At 78.7% G+C, this 333-nt stretch carries 1 protein-coding gene; it reads right to left on the bottom strand.

Annotated features, from left to right (window positions below; genetic code table 11):
• Positions 1-333, bottom strand: a 333-nt coding sequence (locus tag Q0963_RS16505) for a DUF222 domain-containing protein (RefSeq protein WP_299448175.1), incomplete at both ends; no start/stop codon positions are given.

Raw genomic sequence — 333 nt, 5'->3', positions numbered from 1 at the left:
CACCCCGAGGGTGACCTGGGCGGTGACCTGCACGGTGCGCAGCAGCAGGTCCCCGAACGCGTCCGCGCGGGACTCCGACAGGGTGAGCGTCTCGTCCATCGACCGGTACTCGGCGGCGAGGGTGTCGACCGCCGACCACGCCGCCGCGCTGGTGGCCGTCGGCAGCGCCGCGTACCACTCGGTCAGCCCGTCGACCCCCGGACGGACCTGCACGCTCCGCCCGCGCCGGGCCCGCTCCGCGTGCGCGGCGACCTGGCCGGCCGCGACCCGGGCCGCCACCGAGCGCGTCACGGACGTCACCCGGGCCGGGTCCATCGCCGCCAGCCGCGGCCC

The organism is uncultured Phycicoccus sp., assembly GCF_947495705.1.
Taxonomy (GTDB): domain Bacteria; phylum Actinomycetota; class Actinomycetes; order Actinomycetales; family Dermatophilaceae; genus Phycicoccus.
Note: the sequence above shows the minus strand (reverse complement) of the source record. Positions and strands in the feature narration are given on the sequence as shown.